Annotated in this window: 21 protein-coding genes; 16 read left to right on the forward strand and 5 right to left on the reverse strand. The window is 40.0% G+C overall.

The genetic code is table 11. From position 1 onward, the window contains the following. Entirely contained in the window at window positions 1-783 is a 783-nt protein-coding gene (locus ACXM0J_RS03875; RefSeq protein ID WP_086265496.1) for an SDR family NAD(P)-dependent oxidoreductase, read from the reverse strand. Between the two features lie 121 nt (window positions 784-904). Here ACXM0J_RS03875 and ACXM0J_RS03880 point away from each other — a divergent pair, with 121 nt between their 5' ends. Then, window positions 905-1,471 carry a TetR/AcrR family transcriptional regulator gene (locus tag ACXM0J_RS03880; protein ID WP_086265495.1) on the forward strand — a complete coding sequence of 189 codons (567 nt, stop codon included), beginning with the start codon at window positions 905-907 and terminating at the stop codon, window positions 1,469-1,471. Here ACXM0J_RS03880 and ACXM0J_RS03885 read toward each other — a convergent pair. Then, window positions 1,468-2,625, reverse strand: coding sequence for a glycerate kinase (locus ACXM0J_RS03885; RefSeq protein ID WP_086265494.1), 1,158 nt, complete (start codon window positions 2,623-2,625; stop codon window positions 1,468-1,470). The two genes, ACXM0J_RS03880 and ACXM0J_RS03885, sit on opposite strands and share 4 nt — an antisense overlap. 399 nt (window positions 2,626-3,024) lie before the next feature. Between ACXM0J_RS03885 and ACXM0J_RS03890 the strand changes: the two genes are divergently transcribed. The 5 genes from ACXM0J_RS03890 to epmA all read left to right on the forward strand — a co-directional run bounded on the left by ACXM0J_RS03890 (window position 3,025) and on the right by epmA (window position 8,960). Continuing rightward, the gene (locus tag ACXM0J_RS03890; RefSeq protein WP_086265493.1) at window positions 3,025-5,433 is read left to right on the forward strand and encodes an FdhF/YdeP family oxidoreductase; all 2,409 of its coding nucleotides are present in this window, start codon (window positions 3,025-3,027) and stop codon (window positions 5,431-5,433) included. A gap of 78 nt (window positions 5,434-5,511) precedes the next feature. After that, window positions 5,512-6,303 (forward strand): formate dehydrogenase accessory sulfurtransferase FdhD, encoded by a 792-nt coding sequence (fdhD, locus tag ACXM0J_RS03895; protein WP_069140876.1) that lies wholly within the window; start codon window positions 5,512-5,514, stop codon window positions 6,301-6,303. 119 nt (window positions 6,304-6,422) lie between these two features. Further along, the gene (locus tag ACXM0J_RS03900) at window positions 6,423-6,815 is read left to right on the forward strand and encodes a YkvA family protein (protein ID WP_086265492.1); all 393 of its coding nucleotides are present in this window, start codon (window positions 6,423-6,425) and stop codon (window positions 6,813-6,815) included. Window positions 6,816-6,921: 106 nt separating this feature from the next. Beyond that, a complete protein-coding gene (locus ACXM0J_RS03905) occupies window positions 6,922-7,989 on the forward strand; it encodes a 4-phosphoerythronate dehydrogenase (protein WP_086265491.1) in 1,068 nt (355 codons plus the stop codon). After that, a complete protein-coding gene (gene epmA, locus ACXM0J_RS03910; RefSeq protein ID WP_086265490.1) occupies window positions 7,986-8,960 on the forward strand; it encodes an EF-P lysine aminoacylase EpmA in 975 nt (324 codons plus the stop codon). Before ACXM0J_RS03905 ends, epmA begins: the two co-directional genes overlap by 4 nt. Window positions 8,961-9,018: 58 nt before the next feature. Here epmA and ACXM0J_RS03915 read toward each other — a convergent pair whose 3' ends face one another. Together ACXM0J_RS03915 and radA are read right to left on the reverse strand one after the other, a co-directional pair. Next, complete coding sequence (locus ACXM0J_RS03915) at window positions 9,019-9,990, reverse strand: Tim44 domain-containing protein (protein ID WP_086265489.1); 972 nt, start codon at window positions 9,988-9,990, stop codon at window positions 9,019-9,021. 82 nt (window positions 9,991-10,072) lie between these two features. Then, window positions 10,073-11,461, reverse strand: a complete 1,389-nt coding sequence (gene radA, locus ACXM0J_RS03920) for a DNA repair protein RadA (RefSeq protein ID WP_086265488.1) — start codon at window positions 11,459-11,461, stop codon at window positions 10,073-10,075. A 342-nt stretch (window positions 11,462-11,803) separates the two neighbouring features. On the opposite strand from radA, the gene ACXM0J_RS03925 reads away from it, so the two are divergent. The 6 genes from ACXM0J_RS03925 (at window position 11,804) to ACXM0J_RS03950 (ending at window position 18,208) form a co-directional block, all read left to right on the forward strand. After that, window positions 11,804-13,297 (forward strand): alanine/glycine:cation symporter family protein, encoded by a 1,494-nt coding sequence (locus tag ACXM0J_RS03925; RefSeq protein WP_086265487.1) that lies wholly within the window; start codon window positions 11,804-11,806, stop codon window positions 13,295-13,297. Between the two features lie 311 nt (window positions 13,298-13,608). Next, on the forward strand, window positions 13,609-15,015 hold the full coding sequence (locus ACXM0J_RS03930; protein WP_086265486.1) for an amino acid permease: 1,407 nt from the start codon (window positions 13,609-13,611) through the stop codon (window positions 15,013-15,015). Window positions 15,016-15,155: 140 nt separating this feature from the next. Continuing rightward, entirely contained in the window at window positions 15,156-15,377 is a 222-nt protein-coding gene (lptM, locus tag ACXM0J_RS03935; protein ID WP_002118887.1) for an LPS translocon maturation chaperone LptM, read from the forward strand. Between the two features lie 22 nt (window positions 15,378-15,399). Next, entirely contained in the window at window positions 15,400-16,650 is a 1,251-nt protein-coding gene (gene lysA / locus ACXM0J_RS03940) for a diaminopimelate decarboxylase (RefSeq protein WP_086265485.1), read from the forward strand. Window positions 16,651-16,655: 5 nt separating this feature from the next. Further along, a complete protein-coding gene (dapF, locus tag ACXM0J_RS03945; protein WP_002118553.1) occupies window positions 16,656-17,501 on the forward strand; it encodes a diaminopimelate epimerase in 846 nt (281 codons plus the stop codon). A 101-nt stretch (window positions 17,502-17,602) separates the two neighbouring features. Then, window positions 17,603-18,208 carry an alpha/beta fold hydrolase gene (locus ACXM0J_RS03950; RefSeq protein WP_086265532.1) on the forward strand — a complete coding sequence of 202 codons (606 nt, stop codon included), beginning with the start codon at window positions 17,603-17,605 and terminating at the stop codon, window positions 18,206-18,208. A 45-nt stretch (window positions 18,209-18,253) separates the two neighbouring features. On the opposite strand, the gene ACXM0J_RS03955 is transcribed toward ACXM0J_RS03950, so the two are convergent. Next, window positions 18,254-18,877, reverse strand: a complete 624-nt coding sequence (locus ACXM0J_RS03955; protein ID WP_213034436.1) for a LysE family translocator — start codon at window positions 18,875-18,877, stop codon at window positions 18,254-18,256. Window positions 18,878-19,042: 165 nt separating this feature from the next. On the opposite strand from ACXM0J_RS03955, the gene xerA reads away from it, so the two are divergent. The 4 genes from xerA to gyrA all read left to right on the forward strand — a co-directional run bounded on the left by xerA (window position 19,043) and on the right by gyrA (window position 25,171). Next, complete coding sequence (gene xerA, locus ACXM0J_RS03960) at window positions 19,043-19,930, forward strand: site-specific tyrosine recombinase/integron integrase (RefSeq protein WP_081310813.1); 888 nt, start codon at window positions 19,043-19,045, stop codon at window positions 19,928-19,930. Window positions 19,931-20,391: 461 nt separating this feature from the next. After that, window positions 20,392-21,141, forward strand: a complete 750-nt coding sequence (locus ACXM0J_RS03965; protein WP_086265483.1) for an electron transfer flavoprotein subunit beta/FixA family protein — start codon at window positions 20,392-20,394, stop codon at window positions 21,139-21,141. Between the two features lie 17 nt (window positions 21,142-21,158). Beyond that, the gene (locus tag ACXM0J_RS03970) at window positions 21,159-22,091 is read left to right on the forward strand and encodes an electron transfer flavoprotein subunit alpha/FixB family protein (protein WP_002118921.1); all 933 of its coding nucleotides are present in this window, start codon (window positions 21,159-21,161) and stop codon (window positions 22,089-22,091) included. Window positions 22,092-22,456: 365 nt separating this feature from the next. Then, window positions 22,457-25,171 carry a DNA gyrase subunit A gene (gyrA, locus tag ACXM0J_RS03975; RefSeq protein ID WP_032012328.1) on the forward strand — a complete coding sequence of 905 codons (2,715 nt, stop codon included), beginning with the start codon at window positions 22,457-22,459 and terminating at the stop codon, window positions 25,169-25,171. The last annotated feature ends 39 nt before the right edge of the window (window positions 25,172-25,210 follow it).

Genomic DNA, 25,210 nt, shown 5'->3' on the forward strand with positions numbered 1-25,210 from the left:
TTAGTTTTTATAACGTTGGGCTACATCAGCCGAAGAAAAGTTTGGTAGTAATGTGATACGTGATTTTTCAAAATTATTCCATTGATTTTCGTCTTTCAGCACAGGAATTGTAATCGTTTCTTTGCGGTCAAAACCAATCAGAGCCGCATCTACCAAATCATTGACATCCATTAATGGTGGGACTTGGCTTAAGTCGATGCCAGAACGTTCCCAAATTTCGGTTTTAGTTGCCGAAGGCAATACGGCTTGAACATGCACGCCATGATTTTTTAATTCTAAGTGTAAGCCTTGGCTAAAAAATTGGATGAAAGATTTACTTGCGCCATAAATGGTAGAACCTAATTCAGGAGCTAATCCAAGCACAGAGCCTAAATTAATAATGGCACCGCTACCTTTGCGTACGAGCTGATGGGAAATCGCATGAGACAAACGAACAACCGTAGTCATATTTAAAGTCAGAAGTTTTTCAATCTCTTTAATATCTTGAGTTAAAAAGTTTCCGTTTAATGCAATCCCAGCGTTATTTACCAAAATTTCAATATCAACATCGTTTTTGAGTACATCTTCAATTTTACTGATGTCTTGATCGTTTGATAGATCGGCTTGAATGAACTCGACTTGTACGCCGTATTTTTCTTGAAGATCTTTTGAGATTTTATCTAAGCGGTTGGTGTCTCGTGCAACCAAGATTAAGTTATGGCCACGTTGAGCAAATCGGTCTGCATAGACAGAACCAATTCCTGACGAAGCTCCTGTAATAAGTACTTTCGATTGAGCTGACATGCGATGTCTCCACGCTTTAATTTTTAGATGATGACTATAATCTAAAATATGCAAGTTTTGATGTCAACCATAATCAATGTATAATTGTGACGAATAGGTGAGTAAAAGTGGGTAGGCCAACATGAAAGTCAGTAAAACTCAGGTAAAAGAAAACCGAGAAAAAATTGTCGAGAAGGCGACTCAACTGTTTCGTAGCAAAGGCTACGACGGTGTCGGCATTGCTGAATTAATGTCTAGCGCAGGCTTTACCCACGGTGGGTTTTATAAACATTTCAGCTCGAAAACAGACCTTGTCTCAATTACTGTTAAACATGGGCTTGAGCAAGTCTTAAAAAGAATAGAAGGCTTAAACTTAACTCAATTTATTCAGCTTTATGTGTCTCGCACTCATCGAGATAATCGAGATTTGGGATGTACCTTAACAGCATTATCTTGTGATGCTGCAAGACAACCAGACGAAGTAAAAGTCGAATTTGAAGAGGGCATTGAGCAACTTATTCAGTTCATTATGAATGAACGTGCAAAACAAGCTTCTTTGGAAGCGCCAGAGTTGAGAAAGCAAGCCATCAATATTCTTGCTCAATCTGTGGGGGCAATTGCCTTGTCTCGCGCATGCCCAGACCAATCAAACCTTAGCGATGAAATATTGGAAAGCTGTAAAGAGAATCTTTTAAAGTTAGCTGATTAAACTTTTTTATCTTTCAAGCTGGTTTGGCTAAACTGAATTAACCTCGCAATATCCACTGTTCTTTCATAAATAAGTTTGGCTGCATGTTCGCAGGCTTGTTCTAATGTGATGGGACCATTTGTTAGCGAAAAAGCAGCCGTAACCCCATGTTCATAAAGCGCTTGGTAGCCTTCGCCTAATGTCCCAGCAATCACAATGACTGGAACATTGTGTGTTTTGGCAATTTGACTCACCCCAAAAACTGTTTTGCCACTTAAAGTTTGCTCGTCAAACTTACCTTCACCGGTAATGACCCAATCTGCGTCAGAAATTTTATGCTCAAGCTGATTCAGCTCCGCCACGACTTTAACGCCAGCTTTAAAATCTGCATTTAAATAACTTTTGGCTGCAAAGCCCAAACCACCAGCAGCACCAGAACCCGCTTCATCTCGTTTATCGAAACCTAAAAGTTGTGCCGAGACATCGGCAAAATGAGCAAGAGCTCGATCAAGTAACTTTACTTGAGTAGGGGAAGCCCCTTTTTGTGGGCCAAAAATATGAGATGCGCCGTTTGGACCGCAAAGTGGATTGGTCACATCGGCAGCTAGTAAAAACCGCGTGTGCTGAATACGTGAGTCGAAATGTGTTAAATCAATTTTTGATAGGTTGCTTAGAGCGAGACCACCTGCGGATAAAACCTTTTGGTTGGCATCGAACAAAACAGCACCTAAAGCACTCAGTAATCCTGTGCCACCATCATTAGTAGCACTACCACCCACAGTTAAAATAATGTCTTTTGCGCCTGCATCTAAAGCATCCAGAATGAGCTGGCCTGTTCCAAACGTTGTGCTGTGGCAAGCATCACGCTCTGACGGTGGGACTAACTGTATGCCGCTCGCTTGAGCCATTTCAATGATGGCGATTTTTTGTTTTTCTAACCAGCCCCATTTGGCTTGAACAGGCTGACCTAATGGCCCGACTACAGTTTTTTCACGCCATTCACCTTCACAGACCTCTAACACTGCTTCAATAGTTCCTTCGCCGCCATCGGCCATCGGGCATAAAATCGTTTCTGCATGAGGAAAAACTTCTTGCCATCCTTTGGCAATGGCCTGAGCTACGTTTAAAGCAGATAAGCTGTCTTTAAATGAATCAGGGGCGATCACAACCTTCATAAGTGCTCTAATGTGGATAGATTTTTAATTGTTTTATACTGTTTAATGCGAAAAAAACATAGATAAAGACATGTAAACATCAATTTTAAAAGGCTTTCAATCTGTTAAAAATAAAAGCCAATAATGTTTTGATCTGTAAAAGGCGGAGTTTCTATCTTTTTAACTCATTGTTTTATATGTTTTTCTATAAATGGCGCCGTTGGCATAAATGATTGTAATTGTAAAAAATATGGCACATATTATAAGAACAGTTGAGCCAGCTTTTTAAAATATGGTGAATAACATACCAAGCGGACTCTACCCACAAGCTAGACAGCAGCTATCCTTTATATAAGCATAATTAAATTGTGGTTTTATTGGATCTGTTGAATGCCTAAGAAGAAATAAGAGGATGAAAAAGTGGATAATTCAGAAGAACAAAAGCATATACAGGAAAATAACGGTTTTGCGCGAATTGAGCCATACACTCATCCTGCTGGCGGGTGGGGTGCACTCCTTAGTGTTGCTCGAAACTTAAAGCGACAAGATATTTTAGGTAAAGGTTCAATTACTTTACTCAACATTAATCAGCCTACAGGCTTCGACTGTCCCGGCTGTGCATGGCCAGAGAAGAAAGATGCCCATGCGTTTAACTTCTGTGAAAATGGTGCAAAAGCGGTTGCCTTTGAAGCAACCAGTAAAACAGTGACTCCTGAATATTTCGCAGGACATACCGTCAGTTGGTTATCAGAACAAAGTGACTTTTTCCTCGAAGACTTAGGCCGCTTAACAGACCCAGTTCGTTACGATGCTGCAACCGATAAATATGTGCCTATTTCATGGGACGATGCATTTAAACTCATTGCTCAACATTTACATGCGCTAGACAACCCAGACCAAGCGGCATTTTATACTTCTGGCCGTGCCAGTAACGAAGCAGCATTTTTATATCAATTGTTTGTGCGAAGCTTTGGTACAAATAACTTTCCAGACTGCTCGAATATGTGCCATGAAACCACAAGTGTTGGTTTGCTTGACTCGATTGGTTTAGGAAAAGGCACAGTCACCCTAGAAGATTTTGACTTAGCCGATGCTATTTTTAGTTTTGGGCACAACCCCGGCACCAACCATCCACGTATGTTAGGTACTTTACGTGAAGTATCTAAACGCGGCGGTAACATTATTGCGATTAACCCAATTAAAGAAAGAGGTCTTGAGCGTTTCCAAGACCCGCAAGCACCGCTTGAAATGATGACCAACGGCAGTACGCCAATTAGTCGTTATTATTTCCAACCGAAAATTGGTGGTGACTATGCACTCATGTTAGGGATGTTAAAGCACTTAAATGAGTGGGATAAAAAAGCACTTGCCTCAGGTAAACCAAGCGTTTTTGACCGAAACTTTATTGCGGTGAATACCGTTGGTTTTGATGAAATGATTGCTGAGGTTGAAAGAACTGAATGGGCAGATCTTTATAAATACTCAGGCCTATCGCCTGAACATTTAGAAAAACTCGCTAAACTCTTTTTAGAATCCGAGCGTTCAATTTTCTGTTGGGGAATGGGCATCACTCAACACCGCCACGGAACAGCGAATGTACACATGCTGGCAAATTTATTGTTGGCTCGTGGTCAAATTGGCAGGCCAGGTGCAGGGCTATGTCCAGTTCGTGGGCATAGTAATGTGCAAGGCGACCGAACCATGGGGATTAATGAACTGCCTAGCCCTAAATTACTCGATAACATTGACCGTGTGTTTGGAATTAAATCACCGAGAAAAAATGGACATGGTGTCGTTGAAACCATTAAAGCCATGGCTGAAGGCGAGGTCAAAGTCTTTATTGGTTTGGGCGGAAACTTTGCAGTGGCAACGCCAGATACGCCGTATACCCAAGAAGCACTTAGAAAGTGTAATTTAACTGTTCATGTTGCAACTAAGTTAAACCGTAGCCATTTGGTGTGTGGTAAAGATGCTCTTATTTTGCCATGTTTAGGCCGTACAGAAATTGATGAGCAGCTTCATGGCCCACAGGCAATTTCAGTTGAAGATTCAATGAGTAATATTCATTTGTCAGCAGGACGTAACGCTCCAATTTCTGACAATATTTTGTCTGAACCAGATATCGTCGCCCGAATGGCCGAAGCAGTGCTTCCAGACAGTCAGATTAAATGGAAATGGTATATCGAAAGCTATGACCGTATTCGTGACTCTATTGCCGATGTCTTTGATGAGTTCCATGACTTTAATTTACGTGTCTATAAGCCGGGTGGTTTCCATCTAGAGCATCCGGCCAATCAGCACATCTGGAATACAAAAAGTGGTAAAGCGCAGTTTATGATTACACCGCTGAGTGAAGTCTATGCCGATAAAGAAAATCAGTACGCTGCCGCATATACGGACAGTAAGGTTTATACCTTAATGACCACGCGTTCTCATGACCAATACAACACTACTCTATATGGTCTAGATGACCGTTACCGTGGGGTGTTCGGTCAGCGCCGTGTGTTGTTTATGAACCAAGCTGATATTGATGAGGCTGGTTTTGAAGCAAATCAGTGGGTGGATATTGAAAGTGTTTTCTCGGACGGTGTGAAACGTATTGTGCATAGTTTCCGTATTGTGCCGTACAACATTCCGCGAGGCAGTTTAGCCGCTTACTATCCGGAAACTAATCCTTTGGTGGCATTAAGCAGTCATGATAAATATGCCAAGATTCCTGCTTCAAAAAGTGTTCCTGTGATTTTGCATCCCGGAAATGCGCCAGAGCATTTTAACTTGGCAACGGCAGTAGCTCCTGAAGATGCCGATAAGAAAGTCAGTAGCCTTTAATCAAAGGTAGTATTAAAAAATATCATCCAAACAAATGGCGCTCTAAACAAGCGCCATTTTGAAATAAAGGAAATAATTTTGACACCACATTCTTATGGGGTTGAAACATTACTAGTACAGCGGTTTAACAAAACCGACTCTGAAAATGTTTTAGATCATATTGTGCAAGAGTACCCAATCGCCTTGGTGTATAACGGTATTTCGCATGCGGTGATGATGGCGACACCGACTGATGTTGATTTATTTGCTAAAGGTTTTAGTCTCTCGGAAGGAATTTTAACAAGCTTAAAAGAGCTATATGCACTTGATGTACATCAAAATGAATTGGGCATTACGGTTGAAATGACCATTTCATCTAGAGCATTTGCTGCCTTAAAGGAACATCGCCGCATGATGGTAGGCCGTACAGGCTGTGGTTTGTGTGGAATTGAGAGTTTAGAGCAGTTTCAGTTAGATGTTCCAAAAATTACAACGCATGCATCAAAAATATGGCTTGAGCAAATTCCGAGTGCCATTTCCCATTTAAAAGCCCAACAGGAAATTACCGCTTTAACGGGTGGCGCACATGCCGCAGCTTGGGTGGTTGATGGTCACATCGTCGCTTTATTTGAAGATGTCGGCCGCCATAATGCTTTAGATAAATTAATAGGTTATTTAGCGCAAGAAAACTACGACACCAGTTTAGGTTTTGTGGTGATGACCAGTCGGGCAAGTTATGAGCTAATACGAAAATGTGCTCAGCTGAACATCAGCCTACTGGCGTCAATTTCAGCACCTACCAGCATGGCTATTCAATTAGCAAAACAATCTGGCCTGACTTTGGCGAGTTTTTGTAGAGGAGATAGATTTGTTTTATATACAGAAATTTAAAATATATTGTTCAAGATGAAGAACCTAAAATAGAGCTCATCTGACATTTCTTTGGCTTTTAAGCTAAGGATAGATTTTATGGATTATTATAAAACTCTAAAGGTTCAGAGTCTGTCCAAATGTCTTGGTTACAATCACTAAAAGAATGGGCAAAACGTCTAAAAAAACAAATTATTATGCTTTGGTTTGCGTCAAAGCATCCTCAAATGCCATGGTTCCCAAAAGTTATTGCTGTGGTGGCTGTGGCTTATGCCTTTAGTCCAATCGATTTAATTCCAGATTTTATTCCTATTTTAGGCCTTTTAGATGAGGCTATCATTCTACCGATGCTGATTTGGTTAGCTGTTCGTTTTACACCTCAACAAGTCATTTTAGATGCGGAACAACAAGCTGAAGAATGGCTAGATCAACAGGAGCGTCGACCTCAAAATTATTTGGTTGCTGTGTTGATTATTTTAATTTGGATCACACTGGCCTTGATAGCCTATTTCTACTTTGGTGGTGGCTTGTAATTTGCAAACCGTCAAAGTTTAGAATCGTGAATTTAAAGGCATTAACATTGTGCTTTGCTACAACTCAAAGGATAATAACGTTTTTATAAGCTATGGGTTGCAGACAATGAAAATCGTCGCAGATGAAAATTTGGCATTTACCGATTACTTTTTTTCTGAGTTTGGCGATATTCAACACAAAGCAGGGCGCACTTTAACCCATGCAGATGTAAAAGATGCTGAAGCTTTACTGGTCCGCTCGGTTACTGCAGTTAACGCAAGTTTAATTGAAAACACAGCATTAAAATATGTGGGCAGTGCTACAATCGGGACCGATCATTTAGATATTGCGGCGTTAGAAAAACAAGGAATTACATGGGCAAATGCGGCTGGTTGTAATGCGCAAGCGGTTGCTGAATATGTCATTACTGCTTTACTTCATTTAGATGCAAACCGTTTAGAACAACAAGAAAAATTTACCCTAGGTATTGTTGGCCTTGGCAACGTCGGTAAGCGCTTGGCTTATATGGCTCAGTTACTTGGCTGGAATGTAATTGGCTTTGACCCATATGTGAAACTAGACACAATTGAAAATGTAAGCTTAGAAACTCTGTTGCAACAAGCCAATGCCATTTCAATTCATGTGCCGCTTACTAAAAATGGTGAACATACCACATATCATCTGTTTGATGAAAAAGCTTTTGCAGCGCTTCAACCGAATACGATTTTAATTAATAGTGCACGTGGCCCAATCGTTAAAGAAGCCGCTTTAATGGAAGATATTCAACGTACCCAGCGTAAAGTCGTGCTTGATGTATTTGAGCATGAACCAGTCATATCAGAAGAACTCATAGACATGTTGGCTTTAGCAACACCGCATATTGCTGGTTATAGCCTTGAAGGAAAAGCCCGTGGTACACAAATGATTTATGAAGCGTTTTGCCAAAGATTTGGATACGACATTAATAAGCGTTTTGAAACTCAGCTACCTGCATGCGAAGACTATTTTTCGGGACATGATTTAAAAGCTGTATTAAAGCAAAAACTATCTCAAATTTATGATATTGCTCAAGATGATGCCAACATCCGTGCTTGTATTAAAGACGGAAAAGTAGAGCAAAAAGCATTTGATTTATTACGTAAAAATTATCCGCTGCGCCGTGAATGGGCAGCACATGGGGGACCACAGGCATGAGTTTAAGTTATCGACCTACTTGTTCAATTGAGGCCTTAAAAGCACGTGCCAAGCTCTATAGCCAAATCCGTCAGTTTTTTGCGGAACGTGATGTTATGGAAGTCGAAACACCAATCGTTTCACAAGCAGGTGTCACCGATGTACATTTAGCTTCGGTTCAGGCTTTGCGTCATATTAATGGCAAATTGCAAACGCAATATTTACAGACTTCACCAGAGTTTGCCATGAAGCGTTTATTGGCGAGCGGTAGTGGGCCGATTTACCAGATTTGTAAGGTGTTCCGAGACGATGAACACGGGCGTAAACACAATAGTGAATTTACCATGCTTGAATGGTATCGCCCAGGTCTAGACTTAAAAGCGTTGATGCATGAAACAGCCGATTTATTGCAAACCTGTTTGCAGCATCGTTTTGGTGAAGTTCGTCCGTTTATTTTAAGTTATAAACATGCCTTTCAAGATCGACTTGATATTAATCCATTACAAGCAACGTTGAAGCAACTCAAAGATACGGCAAATCGTGTGGGGTTAAATCTTGATTTGGGTGATGACCGTCTAGCTTACATGGATTTGTTATTTTCTCATTTTGTTGAACCTAGTTTAGGATTTGATGCTCCAGTTTTTTTAACTGACTTTCCACCAGAAATGGCCTCTTTGGCAAAAGTGAAAGTAGATGAAGATGGGGAAGAGGTCGCGGCGCGTTTCGAGGTTTATATTGAAGGCTTAGAGCTAGCCAATGCCTACGATGAATTGCTCGATGCAGATGTGTTACGTTCACGCTTTGAAGCAGACAATGCAGAGCGAGCTAAACAAGGCCTTCATGTCATGCCTTTAGATGAGCATCTGTTAGCAGCGTTGCCTCATATGCCGGAATGCTCAGGTATCGCTTTAGGTGTAGACCGTTTACTCATGGTTGCAATGGATCAGGTCAAAATTGAAAAAGTAGTTACCTTTCCAGCAGAAATTGCTTAAACGCTGACAAATAAAAAAGCCACAATATTGTGGCTTTTTTATTTAGGATTTATTTAGCTTAAGCTTGTTGAATACCTGCAACAACCCAGTCTTGCTGAGAGCCAGCAGGTTTAACAAAGTGCCAGATTTCTGTAAACGGTTGTGGCAAGCTGTTTAGGTCTTCACTTACTGTACCAGTGAAACGTACGCTTACTACGTATTGACCATTTTCATTCGCGCTGTCTACAACCATCGCATTCAAGTTACTAAATTCAGCAACATCCTGATCTTGGTTTGCCATGATGTCGTTATACATAGAACTATAAAGTTCTGGTGTTAAGTAACGGCGAATTTCTTCAATGTTACTTGCAGTATTCATCGATTGGATGTGATTAAAACGTTGACGTGCAATACGTAAGAACGCAGCAGGTTCACTACCATCTGGAAGTTGATTGCCATTGCTCGTTGTAACACCGCCAAAAGGTGCTTGCGTTGCTGCACCGCCACCCACAGATTGACCAAAGATATTTGTATTATCGCCAGCATTACGTGGAGTTGCTTGTGGTGCAGCAGAACGGCCAAATGGGTTTTGACCGCCATTATTTGGTGCGTAAGGATTATTAGCTGCTAATTTTTTTTTTGATCCCAATTTACGGAATACAAAGAAAGCTAGAGCTGCTGCAAGTAATACCCAAATCCAACTTGGAATACCACCTTTTTTCTCTTCTTGTGCTTGTGCCTGTGTTGCTTGTTGTTCAGTAGATGTTGGTTTGTCATCAGCTAAAGCATTTGCTGCAACAGCACCTACGGCAGCACCAGCCACACCAGCTGCAACCATTGAACCAACGCCTGGACCAGATTTCTGAGGCGCTGTAGTAGTTTGTTGAACTGGAGTCACTTGACGAGGTTGTTGATAAGACTGGCTTGAAGTGGTAGATCGTGCCATACCGTGGCTTTTACCACCACCTGCACGTTTAGCTTCAGCAAGAGGCGAAATTGCTAAAGCAGCCATTAAAATACCGGTAATCAAGCCACGCTGGTGTACTTCCATAGGAAATTCCTGTTTAAAGTTAATTTACAATAGTATTTATGCAGGTATTTACCTTAAATTTCAACCTTAAAAGTATGTTTTTTTATGTCAATTCATCACTGAGTTGCATGGCTTCGGTCAAGGCTTCATGCAATCGAGCAACGGCAATGACTTGTACGCCCGGAATTGCCTTTTGAGGGGCGTTACCTCTAGGTAAAATGACATATTTAAAGCCATGTTTTGCTGCTTCTTTTAAGCGCTCTTGACCATTAGGAACAGGACGAATTTCACCTGAGAGACCAACTTCACCAAAAACTGCAAGTTGTTGAGGTAATGCTTTAGTACGTAAACTTGAAGCACAGGCTAATAAGACAGCCAAATCAGAACCTGTTTCGGTAATTTTTAAGCCACCTACAATGTTGACGTATACATCTTGTCCAGTGGTTTGCACGCCGCCATGACGATGCATTACAGCAAGCAGCATATTTAAACGGTTTTGTTCCAGACCAAGTGCAACACGTCGTGGTTGTCCTTGAGCATCATCAACTAAAGCTTGCACTTCGACCAAAAGAGGGCGAGTTCCTTCACGGCTAATCATGACAATTGAACCGGGAATCGCTTCATCGTAACGACTTAAGAAAATAGCAGAAGGGTTAGCAACTTCACGTAAGCCTTTATCAGTCATGCCAAATACGCCAAGTTCATTGACGGCGCCAAAACGGTTTTTAACAGCACGAATCATTCGATAACGTGAGTCTGATTGACCTTCAAAGTAAAGTACGCAGTCCACCATATGCTCTAAAACACGCGGACCTGCCAGTGCACCTTCTTTGGTCACATGGCCAACAATGAATAGCGCTGTGCCACTATTTTTTGCATAACGGGTTAATAACGCAGCTGATTCACGAATTTGTGAAACACCACCCGGAGCTGACTGGAGGGTTTCTGTATAAAGGGTTTGAATCGAATCTAGAATAGCGACTACAGGTTTTTCTTGTTCTAAAACTTCACAAATGCGTTCTACACAGGTTTCAGCCATGACTTTTAATTGGTCAGTTGGCAGGTCAAGACGTTGCGCACGAAGCGCCACCTGAGATAAAGATTCTTCACCTGTAATATAAAGTGCAGAGCTTTTTGCGCTGGCCATATAGGTCGCAGTTTGCAAAAGAATGGTCGATTTACCAATACCGGGGTCACCACCAATCAGCACCACAGAACCTGTCACCAAACCGCCGCCAAGCACTCGGTCAAATTCGCTAATACCTGTAGGTAAACGGGTTTCATGCGAAACTGAAACCTTATTTAGCGTTGTAATGTTAGCAACTTGACCAGCATAGCCACCAATTTTAGGGCGTGCACGGTGAGCAGTGGTTGGCTCAAGTTTAACTTCAGTCAGAGAATTCCATTCACCACACTCTGAGCACTGACCAGCCCATTTAAGATGATCGGCACCACATTGCTCGCAACGGTAAACAGTTTTGACTTTGCTCATAAAAAATTGAAATTTTGCTCGATATTATATAAATATAGTTCTTAGGAAGTTCTTCACTCTTATTTCCAAAAATTTTCATAAAAGATAATGAGGAATTTGAAGGGAGCTTCTAAGGAACTAATAAGGGAAAGACACCAAAAATAACACGATATAGGATTTTTACAAGTCAGATAGAGTTTGTTTTCAGTGGATATAAAAAATCTAAGCTATCCCCAAGGAAGGTGTTTTTACTGAAGTATGTATCTAACTGTTTATTATTGATATGGCATAGATATTGCTGAAGTGAAAACGAACAAAATACTATGAGTATTGTATTTTAAAAAATACAAAAGGTTGATATCTATGAGTGCAGCAGAAATTGTTGATTGGATAAATAGCATAATCTGGAGTAAAGGACTTATTTACCTGTGCTTAGGCGCGGGTTTATTTTTTTCTATTTTGACTAGATTCGTTCAAGTACGCCAAATCAAAGAAATGGTAAGGTTATTAATAAAAGGAACTTCTTCTGAACAGGGGATTTCATCTTTTCAGGCGCTTGCAGTTTCATTATCTGGTCGAGTAGGCGTTGGTAATATTGCAGGGGTGGCGGCCGCAATTGGTTTTGGTGGTCCTGGTGCTGTCTTTTGGATGTGGTTGGTCGCATTTTTAGGAGCAAGCACGGCATATGTAGAATCAACGTTAGGGCAAATCTATAAAGTTGAATATCAAGGGCAATATCGTGGTGGCCCAGCATTTTATTTTGATAGAGGATTGGGACAACGTTGGTTAGGGGTTGTATTTGCTATAGCAGCGATTGTTTCTTGTGGTTTATTTTTACCCGGTATTCAAGCAAATGCTGTAGGGAAGGCATTTACCCAGATTACAGGTGAAGGGGCAATTATTTTTGGTGATATTGGTTTATTTAAACTTGTAGCGCTTGTGGTGATTGTTAGTTTACTTGCCATCATTATTTTTGGCGGGATCAAACGAATTGCACGATTTGCTGAATTTGTTGTTCCTTTTATGGCAGCTGGTTATATTCTAATGGCCGTTGTTATTGTCATTGCGAATATTCAAGAACTGCCTGGTGTAATCAAATTAATTTTTGAAGATGCTTTTTCTCCTATGGCGGGGCTTGGTGCAGCGATCGGTTGGGGGGTAAAACGTGGTGTTTATTCAAATGAGGCAGGGCAAGGAACAGGACCACATGCAGCGGCTGCGGCAGAAGTTCAACACCCAGCTCAACAAGGTTTTGTACAAGCATTCTCGATTTATGTCGATACATTATTTGTCTGCTCTGCAACAGCATTCATGATTTTAATTACAGGTATGTATAACGTACAAGGTACATTAGAAGCTGGTCAATTTATTGTGCAACATGTTGGAGCTACTGTTGAAATAGGCTCTCCTGCATTTACACAAATGGCAGTGAGCACAATGTTTGGTAATTTTGGTCAAATATTCGTGGCGTTAGCTGTATTCTTCTTCGCGTTTACAACAATTGTTGCATATTACTATATTGCTGAAACTAACATTACTTATCTAAGCTATATTACAAAATCTCCATCGTTATTATTTGTGACGAAGTGCTTTATTATTCTCTCTGTATCTTATGGGGTTTTAAGTGCAACTGGTTATATTTGGGGTATTGGTGACATTGGTGTCGGTTTAATGGCATGGATTAATATTGTCGGAATTATTGTGACTTATTTTGTATGGAAACCAACTATTAAGGCATTGAAAGATTACGAAGAACAGCAAAAGGCTGGTGTAAAGGAATTCACATTTGATCCTATTAAATTAGGAATTAAAAATGCGACATTCTGGGAAGAAAAATTGAAGAATAAGCAAAAGTAAGCTTTTAAAAGATGCATTTACTTTAATCACTTCACTCTAAAAGGCCACCTTTATGGTGGCCTTTTTCATTGATTTATTTTGAACTGATCAGACAAAAGTTGACTTAAAAGTGCGTTGTATTGCAATAGGCTTGTGCGTATTATCGGCCATAATTGTATTTAGCTTGGAATCATCAGCAATACAGACAAATTGGTTAGCTGAAAAGTTGTCAAAAAATATACATTTAAAAGATACCTGCAAATGGTGCGATATCATCTTTTGATTTGAATTTAGCTAACGGACTAAAAAAATTACTGGAGTGTATTTATAAGATGTCGAATCAAAATCTGAGCGAGCCTCATGAACAAGGTGAGCTCCATCGAAGCCTCTCCAATCGGCATTTACAGCTGATTGCGATTGGTGGTGCAATTGGTACCGGATTATTCATGGGATCGGGTAAAACAATTAGCCTTGCTGGTCCGTCGATCTTATTCATCTATCTGATCATTGGTGCGATGGTGTTTTTTGTCATGCGTGCGCTTGGTGAATTACTTCTTTCAAATCTTGCCTATAAATCATTTATTGACTTCACCACAGATTTAATCGGTCCATGGGCGGGTTACTTTGTGGGATGGACATACTGGTTATGTTGGATCACTATTGGTATCGCTGACCTTTCTGCAATTATCTACTACTTACAATTCTTCAATAATGGTCTGCCTTTCTCGCCTGTCGAAGGGGCGATGATCAGTGTTGCCGCGATTGTATTTATTATGGGTTTAAACCTGTTAACAGTTCGCTTATTTGGTGAGTTAGAATTCTGGTTTGCGCTTATTAAGATTCTTGCGATTATTATTTTAATCGCTGTGGGCCTATGGATGATCTTTACAGGCTTTACCTCAAGTACAGGTGAAGTTGCTTCATTTACTCATCTTTGGGCGAATGGTGGTTTCTTCCCAACAGGAGTGCATGGCTTCTTGGCAGGCTTCCAAATCGCAATCTTTGCCTTCGTTGGTGTGGAACTTGTGGGAACAACGGCTGCGGAAACGAAAGATCCAGCACGTAACTTACCAAAAGCAATTAACTCAATTCCAATCCGTATCATTATTTTCTACGTATTGGCATTATTGATTGTAATGTCTGTAACGCCATGGAATAAAATTGATCCAGCGATCAGCCCATTTGTAAACTTGTTTAGTCAAGCAGGCGTGGCAGCAGCTGCGATCTTGATGAACTTGGTTGTATTGTCATCAGTGATGTCGTCAATGAACAGTGGTGTCTTCTCAACAAGCCGTATGTTATTTGGTTTATCTCGTGAAGATCAGGGTCCAAAAGCTTTTGGTAAATTGAATAGACGTGCGGTACCGGCAAATGGATTGTATTTCTCTGCTGCATGTTTATTGTTAGGGGCGGCGTTACAGTATTTTGTTCCAAATACAGTTGAGGCATTTACGCTTGCAACGACCCTTTCAACGATTCTGTTCATTTGCGTGTGGTTACTCATTATCTGGAGTTATATCCGTTACTACACTACGCGTCCTGAGCTGCATGCCAAATCAACATTTAAATTGCCAGGCGGTCTATTTACATGTTGGATCACGATTATTTTCTTTATTGGTATGATTTACGTGCTGTCTTTAGAGCCAGATACGTTCAAAGCGCTTAAAGTCAGCCCAATTTGGTTTGTTATCTTGATCATTGGTTATTTCTTCTTCTATAAACCACGTCATAAAAAGTAATTAAATTTATTTGGTTATGATCAAACGCTGGCTGAAAAGCTGGCGTTTTTTATGCATATTGTTTTTCTCTTTAAGTTTACTCTTTAGCCGCCTGCATGATCACGGTATACTGCATCGAATTGTTTAAATCAGGTGCTCAGATGCGTCGTGTCATTTGCCTCATCAGTTTATTGAGCAGCAGTATTTTGCTTAGCGCTTGTGGTCAGTCAGGAGCATTACAGCTACCTTCTGATCCGAATTATGACAAACGTGCGAAATACTTGCTCTATCGTAATAAAGAACAGAAACAAGTTGTTCAACAGGATGAGCAGGCTGAACAGCCAGTTGAATCATCAGCCCCAACCCAAACAACTTCACCTTAAGCTTTGAAATAAGGACACATTCATGAGTTTCACTCGCATTAATGGAGTATTGCATGCAGAGCAATGTTCTATGGAGCAGCTTGCGCAGCAATTTGGCACCCCTTTGTATGTTTATTCAAAAGCAGCTTTTGAAAAACATTACTTAGATATGGACCGTGCTTTTGATTTTATTGATCATCAAATCTGTTTTGCGGTGAAATCTAACTCAAATATAGCTGTTCTTAATGTGTTGGCAAAACTTGGTGCTGGTTTTGATATCGTATCAGGTGGTGAACTTGCACGTGTTTTAAAAGCGGGTGGAGATGCATCTAAAGTTGTTTTTTCTGGGTTAGGTAAAACTGAAGCCGATATCGAAACATCGTTAAATGTAGGTATTGCTTGTTTTAACGTAGAGTCTTATGCAGAACTAGACCGTCTTCAAAAGGTTGCAGCACGTCTAGGCAAAAAAGCGCCAATTTCTTTACGTGTAAATCCAGACGTAGATGCAAAAACTCATCCTTATATTTCAACTGGTTTAAAAGAAAATAAATTTGGTATCCCAAGTGATACCGTTTATGAAACCTATCAATATGCTGCATCTTTACCAAACCTTGAAATCATAGGCATTGACTGTCACATTGGTTCGCAATTGACCGAGACTAAACCGTTTGTTGACGCTTTAGATCGTGTCATGGTGATGATCGAAGAATTGAAAAAACTTGGTATTACTCTTAAACACATTGATATCGGTGGTGGTTTGGGTGTTTGTTATAAAGATGAAACACCACCAAGTGTTGAAGAATATGCCAACTCAATGAAACCTGCTTTAGAAAAGTTAGGTCTCAAGGTTTATATGGAGCCGGGTCGTAGCATTAGTGCAAATGCAGGTGTGCTTTTAACAAAAGTTGATTTGCTCAAGCCAACGAGCCACCGTAACTTTGCCATTATTGATGCTGCAATGAATGATTTAATTCGCCCTGCTTTATATGAAGCGTGGATGGATATCCAACCTGTAGTGCCAAGTTCTGATACTGAAGAAAAAACTTGGGATCTTGTGGGTGCAATCTGTGAAACAGGTGACTTCATTGGTAAAGATCGTTCATTGGCTTTAAAAGAAAATGACTTATTAGCTGTTCTTGGCGCTGGCGCTTATGGTTTTGTAATGAGTTCAAATTACAATACACGTGGACGTGCCGCAGAAGTGATGGTGTCAGGCGATAAAGCCCATTTGATTCGTGAGCGTGAAACGGTTGAATCCCTTTGGGAAAAAGAACGCTTATTGCCTGAGGAGTAAATGAAATGTTGTTAGAATTTACTAAAATGCATGGCCTAGGCAACGACTTTATGGTGGTTGATCTAATCAGCCAACGTGCTTATTTAGATACAGAAACAATTCAACGCTTAGCCGATCGTCATTTTGGCATTGGTTTTGATCAGCTTTTAATTGTTGAACCGCCAGATTTACCGGAAGCAGATTTTAAATATCGTATTTTTAATGCAGATGGTTCTGAAGTTGAACAATGTGGTAACGGTGTACGTTGTTTTGCTCGTTTTGTCCATGAGCGTCATTTAACAACGAAAACAAGTATTACTGTCCAAACCAAAGCAGGTATCGTAAAACCTGAATTGGGACAAAATGGTTGGGTTCGCGTCAATATGGGCTACCCGAAGTTCTTGCCGAATGAAATTCCATTCATTGCTGAACAACCTGAAGCTTTATATACACTTGAGTTAGCTAACGACCAGAACATTAATATTGATGTGGTTAATATGGGCAACCCCCATGCTGTCACTATTGTTCCAGATGTATTAACTGCAGATGTTGCTGGCATTGGCCCACAAGTTGAGTCACATAAACGTTTTCCTGAACGTGTTAATGCTGGCTTTATGCAAGTAATTGATGAAAAACATGTTCGCTTACGTGTATTTGAGCGTGGCGTCGGTGAAACCCTTGCATGTGGTACAGGTGCTTGTGCCGCTGCAGTAAGTGGTATGCGCCGTGGCTTGCTTGCGAACTCAGTTGAAGTTGAACTTGCTGGTGGTAAGTTACAAATTGAATGGCAAGAAGGTGATGTGGTCTGGATGACGGGTCCAACAACTCATGTATATGATGGGCGTTTGGATTTACGTTATTTCCAAGGTTAATAGCATTACCTAAATAGAAGCCTCTTTTCATCAGCTAAAGTGATAAAAGAGGTTTCTTTTATATGTACAATAAATTTTTAATTTTATTACTTTATAAAAATATGAATAATTTAATTTTCTTACCCGGTGCTTCAGGAAGTATTAGTTTTTGGCATCCTTTAATTGAAAAATTACCTCATCAATACCGTACAAAAATTATTGGTTACCCCGGTTTTGGCGATACACCAGAATCCCTTGAAGTGAAGAGTTTTGAAGACCTAACAAATTATGTGGTCGATCAAATTAATGAAGAATCTGTAATTATTGCTCAATCAATGGGTGGGATTTTTGCCGTTGCCGCAGCGCTAAAAAAAACTCATTTGGTGAAAGGGCTGGTCTTAATTGCTACTTCTGGTGGAATCGACCTTAAGCGATTTAATGTACAAGACTGGCGTGAAGCATACCGCCAAACATTTTTAAAATATCCTGATTGGTTTATTACTACCAATGTTAACTACGAAGAGTTTTTATCAGATATAAACATTGAAACTTTATTAATCTGGGGCGATAACGATCCAGTGAGCCCCGTTCAGGTGGGGCAATATTTAAATCAAAAATTTGAAAATTCGATGTTATATGTTGTGAAAAATGGCGACCATCAATTGGCAGAAGAACATGCTGATGAAGTGGCCGCACAAATTAAAGATTATTTAAAAAAGATGAAGTAAGTTTTTAAAAACGGAAGCGTGCTGTGTTAGCATGCTTTTTAAAATTTATCTTTTACTCAAAGCTAATTTCAAAGCAAACAACACAAAAATACTGCCGGTAATCCGATCCATATATTTCACAAATTTTGGTTGCTTAAGATAACGTGACAGTGGCTGCATAGCCAAAATTAATAAAGTTGACCATAACATTCCAATCACCACATGAATCATTACCAGTCCCATCACCCAAGTAACTGCCGATGCTTGTGGTGGAATAAACTGCGGAAGAAATGAAATATAAAAAATACCAACTTTGGGATTAAGTAAATTACCCAAAAAACCTTTAATAAACCAATTCTGTGAAGGGGATATGTCTGAACTATTCTCTTGCATGTCTGCGATTTGGTTACGTGGTTTTAAAATCATATTCAAACCCAGCCACGCTAAATAAGCAGCACCCATCCATTTCAGAATATTAAAAGCTAAATCAGAAGCCATGAGTAAAGCACCCAGACCACAAGCAACCACAATTCCCCATACAATACAGCCAAGACAAATACCTACTGCTGCTTGAAACGCTTTCGATTTACCTTCAAGTGTTGCTGTACGAATAATTAAAGTCGTATCTAAACCAGGTGTAAGTGTAAGTAAGGTAATCGCGATTAAATAAGGAATGAGTATGGTGGTCATGGCCGCAAAGTCCAATGAATACTTGGTTTAAATTGTAATATATAAATTAGATCAGCATTAGGTTGTGCGGTATTAAATTTTCATGATCACATAGTTTTTGGTACACTCAAAAAAATGAGCAAATAAATGGAGAGCAATTTGGATTTTGCATTACAACTGCTCTCAATGTGGTTAAAAGAAAGAAAAATACAGAATCAATCTGAGCATACAATTACGGCTTATGAAAGAGATGTTAAAAGCTTTCTTGAGTTCTGCGAGCACAAACAACTAGATTTGAGAAATATTGAAGCTTCAGATTTAAGAGAGTACTTAGCGCAGCGTGTCGAACAGGACCAGTTAAGTTCAAGTAGTATGCAACGCCATCTCACTTCAATTCGCCAGTTTATGAAGTGGGCTGAACAAGGCAAATATCTAGAAATTAATCCTACTGACGATTTTAAGTTAAAACGCCAACCTAGACCTTTACCAGGCATGATCGACATAGAAACAGTTAATCAAATTTTAGATCAACCTATGCCTGAAAAACCAATTGATCAGCAGCTTTGGTTAAGAGACAAAGCGATGCTCGAGTTACTTTACTCAAGTGGTTTACGTCTGGCTGAATTGCAGGGATTAACTGTTAAAGATGTAGATTTTAATCGCCAACTTGTTCGTATTACAGGTAAAGGAAATAAAACCCGTATAGTACCATTTGGGAAAAAAGCAAAAGAAAGCCTATTGAACTGGTTGAAAGTTTATAAAATTTGGAAAGGACATTTTGATCAAAATGATTCTGTCTTTATTTCCTTACGAGGAGGGGCGCTCACTCCAAGGCAAATTGAAAAACGAGTGAAGCTTCAGGCACAAAGAGCAGGTGTAAATGTCGATTTACATCCACATTTACTCAGACATTGTTTTGCTAGCCATATGCTATCGAGTAGCGGTGACTTGCGTTCAGTACAAGAAATGCTAGGCCATAGTAATTTATCTACAACACAAATTTATACCCATATTGATTTCGATCATTTGGCTCAAGTGTATGATCAAGCCCATCCAAGGGCACATAAAAGCTAAAAGTTAAAAAATAGACTCAATCAAAGATAATTAAATTGAGATGTTTTAGGTGAATGTAGAGATCATTTGTATTTTTTTACAAATTTGTTTAAGAGAAATAAGGGAAACTACCCAATTGACAATTTTGATCTTTGAGTATTTTGTGGACGACTGGGTCTAAAAAACCTTGAATTGAAGGCTTTAAAAAGTAATCTTATATTTCTAGCTAATATGCTAAATAAGATAAAAAGATAATAAAAATCAATATATAAAATAGAGTGTAAAAAGAATAAAATAGATCCTCATAGCAGTTTAAAAATTTTTTATGAACTGAGCATTTCATCTTTTTTATAGCAGTAGCGGAAATTGTGACTTGACCGAAATGCCAAACACATTGCAAGATAGGGTACCTAAAAAATTTTAATTGAAGAGTTAATATACTTTTCTCAACATTTACTTTTGCTAGAACAGCCGAGGATTACATGAAGGCTCTTGTTGCTGTAAAACGCGTGGTTGATGCCAACGTTAAAGTTCGTGTTAAGCCGGACAATAGTGGGGTTGACCTTACCAACGTAAAAATGTCAATTAACCCATTTTGTGAAATCGCAGTGGAAGAAGCGGTTCGCTTAAAAGAAAAAGGAACAGTATCAGAAATCGTTGTTGTTTCTGTAGGTCCTAAAGAAGCTCAAGAACAAATCCGTTCTGCAATGGCTCTAGGCGCAGACCGTGGTATTTTGGTTGAAACTACTGATGAAATTGGCGCTTTAGAAGTTGCTAAAATTTTAAAAGGTGTTGTTGAAGCTGAAAAACCAGAACTTATCCTTCTTGGTAAACAAGCAATTGATGATGACTCTAACCAAGTAGGTCAAATGCTTGGTGCATTATTAGGTGCTGGTCAAGGTACATTCGCTTCTGAAGTGAAAGTTGATAGCGGTAAAGTACAAGTGACTCGTGAAGTTGACGGTGGTTTACAAACTGTTGAGCTTACACTTCCTGCAATTATTACGACTGACTTGCGTTTGAACGAGCCACGTTATGCTGCATTGCCTAACATCATGAAAGCTCGTAAGAAGCCACTTGATACTAAATCTCCTGCTGATTATGGCGTTACAGCTGGTACTAAGCTTAAAACTGTTAAAGTTGAAGCTCCAGCAGAACGTAAAGCTGGCGTACAAGTGAAATCTGTAGATGAGCTTGTTGAAAAATTGAAAAATGAAGCGAAAGTGATCTAATACGGAAGGATAAAATCATGAGTATTTTAGTTATCGCTGACCACAACAACCAAGTACTTAACGGTGCTACTTTAAACGTTGTTGCTGCAGCACAAAAAATCGGTGGTGATATTACTGTATTAGTTGCTGGTTCTGGTGCTCAAGCAGTTGCTGATGCTGCTGCTAAAGTTGCTGGTGTAAGCAAAGTTTTACTTGCTGACAACGCTGCTTATGCAAACCAATTAGCTGAAAACGTAGCTGGCTTAGTTGCTGACTTGGCTAAAGGTTACAAATACGTTTTAGCTGCTTCTACAACGACTGGTAAGAACATTCTTCCACGTGTTGCTGCTCTTCTTGATGTAAGCATGATCACAGATATCATTTCTGTTGAATCTGCGAACACATTCAAGCGTCCTATCTACGCTGGTAACGCGATTGCAACTGTTCAATCTGACGAAGCAATCATTGTTGGTACTGTTCGTGGTACAGCATTTGATCCAGTTGCTGCGGAAGGCGGTTCAGCTGCTGTTGAAACAGTTGGCGAAGTAAAAGATGCGGGTATTTCTCACTTCGTATCTGAAGAAATCGTTAAGCTTGATCGTCCAGAATTAACTGCGGCTCGCATCGTAGTTTCTGGTGGTCGTGGCGTAGGTTCTGGTGAGAACTACCATAAAGTACTTGATCCATTAGCTGACAAGCTTGGTGCAGCACAAGGTGCTTCACGTGCAGCAGTTGATGCGGGCTTTGTACCTAACGATTTCCAAGTTGGTCAAACTGGTAAAATCGTTGCGCCTGAGCTTTATGTTGCTGTAGGTATTTCTGGTGCGATCCAACATTTAGCTGGTATGAAAGATTCTAAAGTTATTGTTGCAATCAACAAAGACGAAGAAGCGCCAATCAACAGTGTTGCTGACTACTGGTTAGTTGGTGATTTGAACACTGTAGTACCAGAATTGGTATCTAAACTTTAATTTTTACTGATTAAAGCTAAAAAACCCTTAGTTTTTACTAGGGGTTTTTTATTATGAATACTGATCTGAAATGTATAACTGAGACTTTTCTCTCATTTGAGGTTTGATTTTTATAGAATAAAAATCACATAGTTTTACGAAGATGAGAAGATGCCTGTTATGGCGATATGATAAGAATAATATGCAATTAAATTATACAAATATCACCAGATTGGCAGTGTAGATTCCGCACATTACACAGTGCTTTTATGCTATAGTATACAGCTATATTTTTTTCGATTTTAGTTCAGTTTCCGGAACTAAATTTTTTGCAAGATCAAGACATATAAGCAGATGGAAATTTCTATCTGTAAGAAGGAGTATGCATGAGCGTATCGGAAATCCGACCGATTGCCATTGAGGACGAACTCAAGCATTCATATTTAGATTACGCGATGAGTGTAATCGTATCTCGTGCATTGCCGGATGTGAGAGACGGTCTGAAACCTGTTCACCGTCGTGTGCTTTATGCCATGCACGAATTGGGCAATGACTATAACAAAGCCTACAAGAAATCTGCGCGTGTTGTTGGGGACGTAATCGGTAAATATCACCCTCATGGTGACTCAGCTGTTTATGAAACCATTGTACGTATGGCTCAGGACTTTAGCTTACGTTATTTATTGGTAGATGGTCAGGGTAACTTCGGTTCGATTGATGGTGATAGCGCAGCTGCAATGCGTTATACCGAAGTCCGTATGACCAAGCTTGCACATGAGCTTCTTGCAGATCTAGAAAAAGACACGGTTGACTGGGAAGATAACTACGACGGATCTGAGCGTATTCCTGAAGTACTTCCGACACGTGTTCCTAACCTGTTAATTAATGGTGCTGCTGGTATTGCCGTAGGTATGGCAACCAACATGGCACCGCATAACATGACAGAAGTTGTAAATGCGTGCTTAGCCTATGCTGACAATCCAAATATCTCGATTGAAGGATTGATGGAATATATTACTGGTCCTGACTTCCCTACAGGCGGTATTATTTACGGTAAATCAGGTATTGTTGATGCTTACCGTACAGGTAAGGGCCGCTTACATATTCGTGGTAAGTACCATTTCGAAGAAGATGAAAAGACAGGCCGTACAACGATTGTCTTTACTGAAATTCCATATCAAGTAAACAAAGCAAGAGTTATTGAACGTATTGCCGAGTTAGTGAAAGAGAAAAAACTTGAAGGTATTTCAGAACTTCGTGATGAGTCTGACAAAGAAGGTATGCGTATTGCAATTGACTTAAAGCGTGGTGAAAACGCGGAAGTCGTTGTAAATAACTTATTCTTAAATACCCAGCTTGAGAACTCATTCAGCATCAACATGGTTTGTCTTGATAATGGACAACCAAAATTGATGAATTTGAAAGATATTATTGCGGCATTTATCCGTCACCGCCAAGAAGTTGTGACACGCCGTACTATGTTCGAACTGCGTAAAGCACGTGAACGTGGTCATATCTTAGAAGGGTTAACCGTTGCTTTAGCCAATATCGATGAAATTATCGAGACTATTAAAACTTCTGCTAACCCTGCTGAAGCGCGTGAGCGTTTACTTGCAGGTGAGTGGGCAGGTGGTGGTGTCGTTTCATTGCTTGAAAAAGCTGGCGCAATTTCTGTTCGTCCAGATGAAATCGAAGGTGAAGATCCAAATCGTCCATTTGGTTTAACTGAATCGATTTATCGTTTATCACCAACACAAGTAGGCGCAATTTTAGAATTACGTTTACACCGTTTAACAGGTCTTGAACAAGACAAATTACATGCAGAATATACTGAAATTTTAGGTCAAATCGCTGAACTTACTGCGATTTTGAATGATTTTAACTTATTGATGGCTGTAATTCGTGAAGAGTTGGCACTGGTACTACAACAGTATGGTGATGGGCGTCGCACTGAAATTATTGAATCACGTATTGATTTTAGTCGTGAAGATTTAATTCCTGAAGAGCAAGTTGTATTAACGGTTTCACAAACAGGTTATGCAAAAACTCAACCACTTTCAGACTATCAGGCTCAGCGCCGTGGTGGTCGTGGTAAGTCGGCAACTTCAATGAAAGATGATGATTTTATTCAACATCTCATTGTAGCTTCAAACCATGCGACTGTGCTGTGCTTTACCAACGTAGGTAAAGTATATCGTCTTCGTGTGTTTGAAGTGCCTCAAGCATCACGTGGTGCCAAAGGCCGTCCGATTGTGAACTTGTTACCTTTAGATGCGAATGAAACAGTGACAGCTATCTTGCCGTTAACTGAGTTCCCAGAAAACCATTACGTATTTATGGCGACAGCATCAGGTACGGTTAAACGTGTTGATTTAGAGCAATTCGCTAATATCCGTTCAAATGGTTTACGCGCAATTGAACTCAATGAAGAAGATACCTTAATCGGTGTTGCGATTACTGATGGTAATCAGCAAATCATGTTGTTCTCGAACGAAGGTAAGGCAATCCGTTTTGCTGAGACTGACGTACGTGCAATGGGTCGTACTGCGAAAGGTGTTCGTGGTATGCGCGTGAGCTTTGCAAGCAGTACTTTAAGTGAAGAAGATGCAGATGTTGAAAATGATGAATCAGATGATAATGACGATTCAGCAGATTCAAATTTAGTAAGTCGTATCGTATCGCTTGTAGTTGTACCTGAAACAGGTGAAGTACTGTGTGCAAGTGCCAACGGTTATGGTAAGCGTACTCCAGTAAATGACTTCCCGACCAAGAAGCGTGGCGGTAAGGGTGTAATTGCGATTAAGACAAGCGAACGTAACGGTGAGCTTGTTGGTGCAGTGTCTATTGACGAAACCAAAGAATTGTTACTTATTTCTGATGGCGGTACATTAGTTCGTACCCGTGCAGCAGAGGTTGCAATGACTGGTCGTAATGCACAAGGTGTACGTCTAATTCGCTTAAGCGAAGAGGAAACTCTAGTAGGCGTTGTGTCTATTGAAGCTGTCGAAGATGAGGAAGAGTTTCTCGAAGGCGAAGTAGATACTACTGAAACTGATAGCGAAGAAGTTGTATCAAATAATGAAGATGCTTCTGAAGAGTAAGTAAAACTTTAATAAAAAAAGGAAGCATAAGCTTCCTTT

The sequence above is a fragment of the Acinetobacter sp. GRABPA_MV_2 genome, assembly GCF_056725885.1.

What these genes read in the sequence shown, in the direction of transcription:
- epmA (WP_086265490.1), top strand. Translation starts at nt 7,986, where the DNA reads ATGAGTTTAAGTTATCGACCTACTTGTTCAATTGAGGCCTTAAAAGCA.
- dapF (WP_002118553.1), top strand. Translation starts at nt 16,656, where the DNA reads ATGTTGTTAGAATTTACTAAAATGCATGGCCTAGGCAACGACTTTATG.
- lptM (WP_002118887.1), top strand. Translation starts at nt 15,156, where the DNA reads ATGCGTCGTGTCATTTGCCTCATCAGTTTATTGAGCAGCAGTATTTTG.
- ACXM0J_RS03885 (WP_086265494.1), bottom strand. Translation starts at nt 2,625, where the DNA reads ATGAAGGTTGTGATCGCCCCTGATTCATTTAAAGACAGCTTATCTGCT.
- ACXM0J_RS03965 (WP_086265483.1), top strand. Translation starts at nt 20,392, where the DNA reads ATGAAGGCTCTTGTTGCTGTAAAACGCGTGGTTGATGCCAACGTTAAA.
- lysA (WP_086265485.1), top strand. Translation starts at nt 15,400, where the DNA reads ATGAGTTTCACTCGCATTAATGGAGTATTGCATGCAGAGCAATGTTCT.
- ACXM0J_RS03880 (WP_086265495.1), top strand. Translation starts at nt 905, where the DNA reads ATGAAAGTCAGTAAAACTCAGGTAAAAGAAAACCGAGAAAAAATTGTC.
- ACXM0J_RS03950 (WP_086265532.1), top strand. Translation starts at nt 17,603, where the DNA reads ATGAATAATTTAATTTTCTTACCCGGTGCTTCAGGAAGTATTAGTTTT.
- ACXM0J_RS03915 (WP_086265489.1), bottom strand. Translation starts at nt 9,990, where the DNA reads ATGGAAGTACACCAGCGTGGCTTGATTACCGGTATTTTAATGGCTGCT.
- ACXM0J_RS03925 (WP_086265487.1), top strand. Translation starts at nt 11,804, where the DNA reads ATGAGTGCAGCAGAAATTGTTGATTGGATAAATAGCATAATCTGGAGT.
- ACXM0J_RS03955 (WP_213034436.1), bottom strand. Translation starts at nt 18,877, where the DNA reads ATGACCACCATACTCATTCCTTATTTAATCGCGATTACCTTACTTACA.
- gyrA (WP_032012328.1), top strand. Translation starts at nt 22,457, where the DNA reads ATGAGCGTATCGGAAATCCGACCGATTGCCATTGAGGACGAACTCAAG.
- ACXM0J_RS03930 (WP_086265486.1), top strand. Translation starts at nt 13,609, where the DNA reads ATGTCGAATCAAAATCTGAGCGAGCCTCATGAACAAGGTGAGCTCCAT.
- xerA (WP_081310813.1), top strand. Translation starts at nt 19,043, where the DNA reads ATGTGGTTAAAAGAAAGAAAAATACAGAATCAATCTGAGCATACAATT.
- ACXM0J_RS03900 (WP_086265492.1), top strand. Translation starts at nt 6,423, where the DNA reads ATGTCTTGGTTACAATCACTAAAAGAATGGGCAAAACGTCTAAAAAAA.
- ACXM0J_RS03905 (WP_086265491.1), top strand. Translation starts at nt 6,922, where the DNA reads ATGAAAATCGTCGCAGATGAAAATTTGGCATTTACCGATTACTTTTTT.
- ACXM0J_RS03970 (WP_002118921.1), top strand. Translation starts at nt 21,159, where the DNA reads ATGAGTATTTTAGTTATCGCTGACCACAACAACCAAGTACTTAACGGT.
- radA (WP_086265488.1), bottom strand. Translation starts at nt 11,461, where the DNA reads ATGAGCAAAGTCAAAACTGTTTACCGTTGCGAGCAATGTGGTGCCGAT.
- ACXM0J_RS03875 (WP_086265496.1), bottom strand. Translation starts at nt 783, where the DNA reads ATGTCAGCTCAATCGAAAGTACTTATTACAGGAGCTTCGTCAGGAATT.